The organism is Synechococcus sp. KORDI-49 (genome assembly GCF_000737575.1).
In the GTDB taxonomy this organism is placed as follows: Bacteria; Cyanobacteriota; Cyanobacteriia; order PCC-6307; family Cyanobiaceae; genus Parasynechococcus.
In genome coordinates this window covers 1329600-1338570 of sequence record NZ_CP006270.1, presented here as the reverse complement: position 1 = coordinate 1338570, position 8971 = coordinate 1329600, and the positions used below count along the sequence as shown (strand labels likewise).

General features: G+C 64.4%; 11 protein-coding genes. 9 read left to right on the top strand and 2 right to left on the bottom strand.

Annotated features, from left to right (window positions below; all coding sequences use genetic code 11):
- Positions 1-5: 5 nt before the first annotated feature.
- On the bottom strand, positions 6-980 hold the full coding sequence (locus KR49_RS06955) for a heat-inducible transcriptional repressor HrcA (RefSeq protein WP_043693291.1): 975 nt from the start codon (positions 978-980) through the stop codon (positions 6-8).
- Positions 980-1333 carry a rhodanese-like domain-containing protein gene (locus KR49_RS06950; RefSeq protein ID WP_043693288.1) on the bottom strand — a complete coding sequence of 118 codons (354 nt, stop codon included), beginning with the start codon at positions 1331-1333 and terminating at the stop codon, positions 980-982. Before KR49_RS06950 ends, KR49_RS06955 begins: the two co-directional genes overlap by 1 nt.
- A 53-nt stretch (positions 1334-1386) precedes the next feature.
- On the opposite strand from KR49_RS06950, the gene KR49_RS06945 reads away from it, so the two are divergent.
- From KR49_RS06945 to KR49_RS06905, 9 genes are all read left to right on the top strand, one after another.
- Entirely contained in the window at positions 1387-2976 is a 1590-nt protein-coding gene (locus KR49_RS06945) for a DUF3352 domain-containing protein (protein WP_253912725.1), read from the top strand.
- Complete coding sequence (locus KR49_RS06940) at positions 2954-3442, top strand: histidine phosphatase family protein (protein WP_043693281.1); 489 nt, start codon at positions 2954-2956, stop codon at positions 3440-3442. The genes KR49_RS06945 and KR49_RS06940 overlap by 23 nt, the downstream gene beginning before the upstream one ends.
- Positions 3443-3466: 24 nt before the next feature.
- Complete coding sequence (locus KR49_RS06935; protein ID WP_043693278.1) at positions 3467-4657, top strand: citrate synthase; 1191 nt, start codon at positions 3467-3469, stop codon at positions 4655-4657.
- Positions 4658-4684: 27 nt separating this feature from the next.
- Positions 4685-5803, top strand: coding sequence for an NADH-quinone oxidoreductase subunit NuoH (gene nuoH / locus KR49_RS06930; protein WP_173402162.1), 1119 nt, complete (start codon positions 4685-4687; stop codon positions 5801-5803).
- 80 nt (positions 5804-5883) lie between these two features.
- A complete protein-coding gene (gene ndhI, locus KR49_RS06925) occupies positions 5884-6522 on the top strand; it encodes an NAD(P)H-quinone oxidoreductase subunit I (RefSeq protein ID WP_043693271.1) in 639 nt (212 codons plus the stop codon).
- Complete coding sequence (locus tag KR49_RS06920; protein ID WP_043693268.1) at positions 6519-7124, top strand: NADH-quinone oxidoreductase subunit J; 606 nt, start codon at positions 6519-6521, stop codon at positions 7122-7124. The genes ndhI and KR49_RS06920 overlap by 4 nt, the downstream gene beginning before the upstream one ends.
- A 13-nt stretch (positions 7125-7137) precedes the next feature.
- Positions 7138-7467 (top strand): NADH-quinone oxidoreductase subunit NuoK, encoded by a 330-nt coding sequence (gene nuoK, locus KR49_RS06915; protein WP_043693263.1) that lies wholly within the window; start codon positions 7138-7140, stop codon positions 7465-7467.
- Positions 7468-7485: 18 nt separating this feature from the next.
- Positions 7486-8436, top strand: a complete 951-nt coding sequence (locus KR49_RS06910; protein WP_043693261.1) for an NAD(+) kinase — start codon at positions 7486-7488, stop codon at positions 8434-8436.
- A gap of 2 nt (positions 8437-8438) precedes the next feature.
- The gene (locus tag KR49_RS06905; protein ID WP_043693259.1) at positions 8439-8945 is read left to right on the top strand and encodes a CYTH domain-containing protein; all 507 of its coding nucleotides are present in this window, start codon (positions 8439-8441) and stop codon (positions 8943-8945) included.
- The last annotated feature ends 26 nt before the right edge of the window (positions 8946-8971 follow it).

The window sequence follows — 8971 nt, the reverse complement described above, 5'->3', positions numbered from 1 at the left end:
GTCGCTCAGCTGAGCAACAGCTCAAGGTGGCGTGCCACCCGCTGGACAGCAGCTTTCGCCGTGGCGTAGGCCATTCGCATCGGTCCCACCAGGGCCACCTGTCCGATGCCCTCGGATCCACATCGGTAGGGAGCCTGAACGACCGAGCAGGTCTGGAGAGCGGTATGGGGATGCTCCTCACCGATCCAGACCCGGGCCTGACTTCCCTGATTGACCAGCGCTTCGGGACGCTCATCGATCAGTTCCAGAAGCGGTCGCAGATCACTGGCGCTGTGGAATTCGGGTTCTGCCGCAAGGCGCGAAAATCCGTGCACCACCGTTGGTTCGCCGCCGGTCGGCGTGGGTTGATCCAGGGCGCTGCGCAGCACGCCTCCGCTTCGTTGCAGCTGTGGCGGCAAGGCATCCCAGTTCAGAGTCCCCTGTTCCAGCTGCCGATCGGTCCAGCGCTCCATCGCCGCCAGTTCCTCGGCAGCTCCATGGGGAAGCCTCAGGTTGAGGTGGCTGGCCCGGCCGCTGTCCTCCACCAGCAGCACCAGAAGCCTGTCTCCGCTCCTCACCAGCCGCACCGCTTCCAGCTGATTGCGGGGAGGGGCCGGCCGGGTGATCAGACTCATCAGCCCTGTGAAGTCCGTCAGTCGTCGCGCCAGTTGCAGCAGCAGATCGTCGAGGGCCGCCCAGCGCAGGCTGAGGCCCGCCAGCTCCCGTTCCAGTAGCTGCACCGCTGACCCGGGTTCCGGCAGCAGGCAGTCGACGTAGTGGCGGTAGCCCAGCGGGCTGGGAACCCGTCCGGCGGAGGTGTGCGGCTGCGTCAGCAGTCCGCGCTGCTCAAGAACGCCCATCGCGGACCGCACCGTGGCGGAGCTTGCGGGAATGCCGAAGCGTTGCACCAGGGTGCGGCTGCCAACGGGTTCGATCGTGTCCACATAGTGGTGGACCGTCGCCTGCAGCACCTGTCGTTGTCGGGCGGACAGGGGCTTCATCAGTAACGGGGCACCTGCGAATCCACCTGCACGCTCCAGGCGTCGATACCGCCCTCAAGGTTCCACACCTCTCCGTGCCTCTTCTGTTCCAACAGCCACAGGCCGAAATGCTGACTGCGCACACCGGCATGGCACAGCACCACCACAGGGCGGTCGGCCGGAAGTCGCGAAGGAACCGTGTCGAGCCAGTCCCCGGAACGGCTCAGCGGCAGATGAACCACCGCAGCCGGGAAAGGCGCGATGGCCAGTTCGGCGTCTTCCCGCACGTCCACCAGCTGCGGAGGGTTGTCGCCACTTTCGATCCATCGCTGCAGCTCCGCAGCGGTGATCGGTCGGGGATGAAGGTTTGCCATGGCGCCATTCTGCGGCGATGGACAAAGATGAAGTCACACGATGTTGCAGGCCCATGAAGGCCCGCCCCTTCCTGAGTGCGCTGATCGCAGTGCTGCTCTCCCTGCTGCTGATCACGCTTGGCGTGCTGTGGGCCATGGACCGCCGCAGCCCGCTCCGCTTGGCGGAGGCGTCGCCGGAGCTGCCTCGTGCTGCCAGGTTTGTGCCACGTCAGGCGGCTCTTTCCCTTCATTGGCTGGCGGATCCGTCCCGTCTGCCGGCCTATGTCCAGGCGGTGGCTCCCGCATCGGAACGACGACAGGCGCGAGACGCCGCGCGGCGCTGGCGCGAGGGCGTCTTCGCTCTGGCAGGACTGGATTACGACTCTGAGCTGGCCTCCTGGCTCGGCTCGGATGTCAGCCTCACCCTGCTGGATGCCGACGGATCCGGATCCGATCCCGGCTGGATCCTGGCTCTCTCCAGCCGCAGCAGCGATGGCGCCCGACTGTTTCTGCAGCGTTTCTGGCAAACCCGCAGCTTGGCCGGGACCGACCTGCAGGTGACCAGCTACCGCGGCATGGGTCTGATCAGTGGCCGTGGGGCTTTGCAGGGCAGGGCTCCGGTTCCTCTGGCCACGACGCTGATCGATGACGATCTGCTGCTGCTCGCGTCCGGTCGCGGCGTGCTGGAACAGGCCCTGGATGTGTCTCAACTGCAGGATCAGCACCAGCTGGGGGATGCGCAGTTGCAGCGTCAGCTGAAGGAGCTGGGTCAGGGGGTCGCCCTGATGACCGTGTCTCCCGCAGCTCTGCAGCACTGGTTCCAGCTGCCGGCGGCCCTTGCCGACCGGCCTGATCTGGAGGGGCTCGTGGCCCGGCTGCATCCGGACGGTCGTGATCTGGCGGTGGATGGTCTGCTGCGTTTCCGCGGCCCTCTGGACAGTGCCTCCTGGGCACCGGCCGATGGGCTGATTCCCGCAGCGGTCGGACGCCCCGTTTGGCTGGCGCAGCTGCAGGATCCTGGTCGTCTGATCCGTGCCGACGATGACCACCCCTTGGTGCAGTGGGTGGGTCCCCTGCTTCGGCACGTCCTCTCCGATCAGCCCGCGGCGGGTCAGATCGCTCGCCTTGATGACGGACCGCTGCTGTGGTTGCAGCAGGCGGAGAGCTGGCTGCTGGCCACCCGTCCTGGCCATCCGACCCGGTCATCGCTGAACGAGCGATTGCAGGAGGAGGGGCTGGCCCGCTCCGAGCTCTCCGGAGACGGCGAAACGCTGCAGGTCTGGACGCGGCTGGTGCGTCAGCGAGGACGCGGAGAGGGGCTGGATGCCCAGCTCGCCGTCGCCAGTGCCGGTGAGGCGGATCTCGACTGGTGGGGAGATTCCCTGGCCGCGCTGGAGCGTCGCAGGGAATCGCGAGGCATCTCGGATCGTCAGAACCAGTGGCATGCCCTTCAAGGGGCCGAAGCGGCCAGTCAGTCCTTGCTGCTGGCGGATCAACCGGCCCGCAGCCTGCTGGGCCGCTGGTACCCGTGGAGGCTGGTGCAGGCACTCTCGGGTGATCCGCTTCAGGCGAGGGTCAAAGGTCTCGCCCTGGCGCTCGAGAGTGATCACAACGATGGGAACCGCTCCGTGCTGCCGATGCATGCCCGCCTCGAACTCGGTTGAGCTGCTGCTGTTGCGGCATGGCATCGCTGAGGAGCGTCCCGGTGGGCTGGATCATCCGGATCGGGCTCTCACCGCCCGGGGGCGCCAGCGGACCCGGGCCGTCATCGACGCACTCGTGTCCCGCGGCCTCTGTGTTGAACGCTTGATCACCAGTCCTTACCGGCGGGCACTGGAGACCGCGCAGATCGCCTGCGATGCCGGCCTCAGCCCTCAGCTGGAGCCGCACCCCAGGCTTCAGCCCGGTGGTGCGGCCGCCTCTCTGGTGCAGGCCTTGAGCGGGCGGGTCGGCTTGGTGGGCCATGAGCCTGATCTCAGCGATCTGGCCTGCTCCCTGCTGGGTCTGGTGCCGGGCTCTCTGGCGCTGCGCAAGGCCGGAGTCATCCAACTGCGAGGTTCAGGCGGGAGCTGGCAGCTGCAGGCCCTGCTGCGGCCTGGACTGCTACTGGGCTCAGACGCTCCGGCTTAGGTTGCCAGCAGCGGCATCGAGGCGTTGGCACAGCAGCAGTCCGGCGAACTGCGCCATGCGCGCACCGGAATCGAACTTCGGCCCGGCCTGGACGGTGTTCCGGCCACCCAGTCCGCCATCTGCGACATCGATGGTCAGAAGGGCCTGCTCACCTACCGGGGGATCCCGGTGGATGACCTGGCGGCCAACAGCAGTTTTCTCGAAACCGCGTTCCTGTTGATCTGGGGTGAGCTGCCCACGCGCGATCAGCTCGAGGCCTTCGAGCACCAGGTGCAGATGCACCGGCGGGTGAGCTTCCGGGTGAGGGACATGATGAAGTGCTTCCCGGCCTCCGGCCATCCGATGGACGCGCTGCAGTCGAGCGCCGCCTCGTTGGGGCTGTTCTATTCCCGGCGGGCGATCGATGACCCGCAGTACATCTATGACGCCGTGGTCAGGCTGATCGCCAAGATCCCGACGATGGTGGCGGCTTTTCAGCTCATCCGGAAGGGTCAGGATCCGATCCAGCCCCGGGACGATCTGGCCTACTCCGCCAATTTCCTCTACATGCTCACGGAGCGGGAGCCGGACCCCCTGGCCGCCCGGATCTTCGATCGCTGCCTGATCCTGCACGCCGAGCACAGCCTCAACGCCAGCACCTTCAGCGCCCGTGTCACCGCCAGTACCCTCACCGACCCGTACGCCGTGGTGGCGTCTGCCGTGGGCACCTTGGCCGGCCCATTGCATGGAGGTGCCAACGAGGATGTGCTCGCCATGCTCGAGCAGATCGGCTCAGCGGAGAACGCCGGCGGCTACCTCGATGAGGCGATGGCCGCGAAGCGAAAGATCATGGGGTTCGGCCATCGTGAATACAGGGTGAAGGATCCCCGCGCCGTGATCCTCCAGGTTCTCGCTGAGGAGATGTTCGCCCGTTTCGGCCATGACGGCCTCTACGACGTGGCACGGGGGCTTGAGGTGGCGGCCGAGTCCCGACTGGGGGCCAAGGGCATTTACCCCAACGTCGATTTCTATTCCGGGCTTGTGTACCGCAAGCTCGGAATTCCCCGGGATCTGTTCACACCGGTGTTCGCTATCGCGCGGGTGGCAGGCTGGCTCGCCCACTGGCGTGAGCAACTCGGTGCCAACCGTATTTTCCGGCCCTCGCAGATCTATTCAGGCTCCGAACCACGCTCCTGGACGCCCATCAGTGAGCGTGAACCGGCTGCGGCCGCCTAAGTTGCAGGCACTTCCGACGACACCATGGTGAGCCCGGGACTGGACCTGGAATCGAGTTTCAGTCAGGCCCTCGAAGGCCTGGGACTCTCAGCGGACGTGGCCCGTCTGCTCTGGCTTCCTCTGCCGATGCTGCTGGTGCTGATCGCAGCGGTGGTCGGCGTGCTGGTGTCCGTCTGGCTGGAGCGCAAGATCTCCGCCGCCGTCCAGCAGCGCATCGGACCCGAGTACGCCGGTGCCCTCGGTGTTCTTCAGCCGCTGGCTGACGGCCTCAAGCTGCTGGTGAAGGAGGACATCATTCCGGCGCGGGCCGACAGTCTCCTGTTCACGCTTGGGCCAGTGCTGGTGGTGATCCCGGTGATCATCTCCTGGCTGATCATCCCCTTCGGCCAGAACCTGCTGATCAGCAACGTCGGCGTCGGCATTTTTCTCTGGATCGCCTTCAGCAGCATCCAACCCATCGGCCTGCTGATGAGTGGCTATGCCTCCAACAACAAGTACTCCCTGTTGGGTGGACTGCGCGCCGCCGCTCAGTCGATCAGCTACGAGATTCCCCTGGCATTGGCTGTGCTGGCCATCGTGATGATGAGCAACTCGCTCAGCACCGTTGACATCGTCAGTCAGCAGACGGGGGCTGGCATTCTCAGCTGGAACATCTGGCGTCAGCCGGTGGGCTTCCTGATCTTCTGGATCTGTGCCCTGGCCGAATGTGAGCGACTTCCCTTCGACCTTCCTGAAGCAGAGGAAGAACTGGTGGCGGGCTACCAGACCGAGTACGCCGGCATGAAATTCGCCCTCTTCTATCTGGCCGGTTACATCAACCTCGTGCTCTCGGCAGTGCTGGTTTCAGTGCTGTATCTGGGTGGTTGGGGTTTCCCGATCCCCGTGGAATGGCTGGCTGGTTGGCTCGGGCAATCCGTGGATGCACCGGTGGTTCAGGTGATCACCGGTTCCGTCGGCATCGTGATGACCGTGCTGAAGGCCTATCTGCTGGTGTTCGTGGCCATCCTCCTGCGTTGGACCACCCCTCGGGTCCGCATCGATCAGCTCCTGGATTTGGGCTGGAAGTTCCTCCTGCCTCTCGCTCTTGTGAACCTTCTGGTGACTGCCGCCCTCAAGCTGGCCTTCCCCGTCGCTTTCGGCGGCTGACCTGAACCTCCTTAAAGGTCCTGTGCCGTCATCATGGGCGCAGGCTTTTCACATCCTTCCTTTTCACCAGCCCTCGATCCATGTTCGGATTCCTCAGACAGGTCGGCGACTACACCCGGGATGCGGTGGATGCGGCCCGCAATCTGGCCCAGGGATTCGCGGTCACCTTCGATCACATGAAGCGCCGTCCGGTGACGGTGCAATACCCCTACGAGAAGTTGATCCCGTCCGAGCGTTATCGCGGACGGATCCACTACGAGTTCGACAAGTGCATCGCCTGTGAGGTGTGTGTCCGGGTCTGTCCGATCAACCTGCCGGTGGTCGACTGGGTGATGAACAAAGCCACCAAAAAGAAGGAGCTGCGGAACTATTCCATCGATTTCGGGGTCTGCATCTTCTGCGGCAACTGCGTTGAGTACTGTCCCACCAACTGCCTGTCGATGACCGAGGAGTACGAGCTGGCGGCTTTCGATCGCCACAGCCTCAACTACGACAACGTCGCGCTCGGCCGTCTGCCCACCAGCGTCACCACCGATCCTTCGGTCCAGCCGCTGCGCGAGCTGGCGTACCTGCCCGCCGGTGAAATGTCCCCTCACGGTGTGGCGGCGGATCGCCCCAGAGCCGGTCGTCTGCCTGCCGAAGTGCTCGAATCAATGGCACCGCCCGCAGGCGAGGATGCGGGAGAATCCTCCGTGGATGCCAAGCAGGGGGACGCATGACCATCGCCGGAACCACTGAGCTGATCTGTTTCCTGGCGTTGTCCGCCGTCGTTGTGATCGGTGCGGTCGGAGTCGTGCTGCTTAGCAACATCGTTTACTCAGCATTCCTGCTGGGGGGCGTGTTCATGGCGGTGGCAGGCCTGTATCTGCTGCTTAATGCCAGCTTCGTGGCCGCCGCACAGGTGCTGGTCTACGTCGGTGCGATCAATGTGCTGATCCTGTTCGCGATCATGCTCGTCAACAAGCGCGAGGATCTCAAGGCGATCGATCGACTGAATCTCCGTCGCCTTGTCTCCGGCGGTGTCTGCGCGGCTCTCCTGGCTCTGCTGGTTCGGGTTGTGGTCACCACTCCATGGTCTCTGCCCGGCCCGCCGGCGATCGGAGAGGAAGCGACCGCACGCATCGGCGAACACTTATTCACCGATTACCTGCTGCCCTTCGAACTGGCTTCAGTGCTGCTGCTGATGGCCATGATCGGCGCCATCGTTCTGGCTCGGCGTGATGTCCTCGCCACCGATGTCGCCACCGGTGAGGTGGCCGATCAAGGCCTGATCGAAAAGGCCCGTACACCACTGCTGCTTGAGCGGCGTTCCTCCCCCTGATCCGAACCGAATGATGTCCGAGCTGCTCAACGGATTGCCATCTCTTCAGGCCTATCTGCTGCTGGCCGCGATGCTGTTCTGCATCGGCGTCTGGGGCCTGATCAACAGCCGCAATGCTGTTCGGGTGCTGATGAGCATCGAGCTGATGCTCAATGCGGTCAACATCAACCTGATGGCCTTTTCCTCCTACGTCGACGGTGACCTCATTCGGGGTCAGGTGTTCGCCGTGTTCGTGATCACCGTGGCAGCGGCCGAGGCGGCCGTCGGTCTGGCGATTCTGCTGTCGCTTTACCGCAACAGGGTTACGGTTGATATGGAACAGTTCAATCTGCTCCGCTGGTAACGGCGGACCACCGGTTCGATGCGTCTCGAGCGGGTCTGGGTGATCTATCGGGCAGAGAGTCAGCCTGCTCAGAGGGAAGCCCGTCAGTGCGCCCGAGAGCTCAAGGAGATGGGTGTCGAGGTGGTGACCGCCATGTCGGGAGCCCGGGTGAATCCCTTCCCGGGCCTGCTGGCCATGGAGGAGCCGATGCCGGACCTGGCCGTGGTGCTCGGAGGAGATGGCACGGTGCTTGGGGCAGCCCGTCATCTTGCGGTGCATGAGATCCCGATTCTGTGCATCAATGTGGGCGGCCATCTGGGTTTCTTGACCCACGACCGCCGGGTTCTGCGTGGGGATGAGATCTGGCAGCGGCTGCTGAACGATCAATACGCCATCGAGCGCCGGATGATGCTCCAGGCGATGGTGGACCGTCGCTGCGCGGAGGAGCGAGCTGATTCCCCGGCTCCTCTGCTTCAGCCGGATCTGGAGGATGACGAAGAGCATCACTGGGCTCTCAATGATTTCTACCTGCGGGCCTACCGGGATGAGATCTCTCCCACATGCACCCTGGAGCTGGAGATCGATGGTGAGGTGGTCGATCAGATGCGCGGCGATGGGCTGATCCTCTCCACTCCCACAGGATCCACCGGCTATGCGCTCGCGGCCGGTGGACCGATCCTGCACCCAGGCATCGACGCCATCGTCGTGGCACCGATCTGCCCGATGAGCCTCTCCAGCCGCACGCTGGTGGTGCCTCCGAGAGCCAGGCTGGTGATCTGGCCGCTGGGCCACGCCGATCACCGCGTCAAACTCTGGAAGGACGGGGTCGGCTGCACCGTGATCGAACCGGGTGAATGCTGTGTGGTGCATCAGGCCCGGCACCATGCGCAGATGGTGCAGTTGGATCAGAGTCCCTCCTACTACCGCACCCTCGCCCGCAAGCTGCACTGGGCCAGCAGTCTCACGGCCTCGCAGCCATCGCAGAACTGATCATGGGTCTGGAGATCGAGCGCCGCTTTCTGGTCACGGATGATGGCTGGACATCCCACGCCGGGCCCCCTCAGCCTCTGCGGCAGGGATATCTGGCCTCCAGTGCCGAGGGCATCACGGTGCGCATGCGTCTGAGGGGTGAGGATCAGGCCTGGCTGACCCTCAAGGCTTCAGCGGATCCAAGTGGGATCGCGCGTCATGAATTTGAGTACGGCATCCCCGTCTCTGATGCCGAGGATCTGTGGCGGCTCGCGCCTCATCGGCTCGAAAAAATCCGGTATGCCCTCGATCTTCCAGGTGGGGAGTGGGTGGTCGACTGTTTTGCAGAAGCCAATGCCCCCCTGGTGCTGGCCGAAGTGGAGCTGACGCGGGCGGATGACGCTCTGGAGATCCCGGCCTGGTGCGGCAGGGAGGTGACGGGACAGGCCCGTTGGTCCAATGCCGTCCTCGCCAGCGACCCGCTGCAGAGTTGGGGTGCTGAGGAGAGGCAGCTCTGGGGATTCCGCTGAAGGTCCTGGAAGTTTCTTTGGATTTC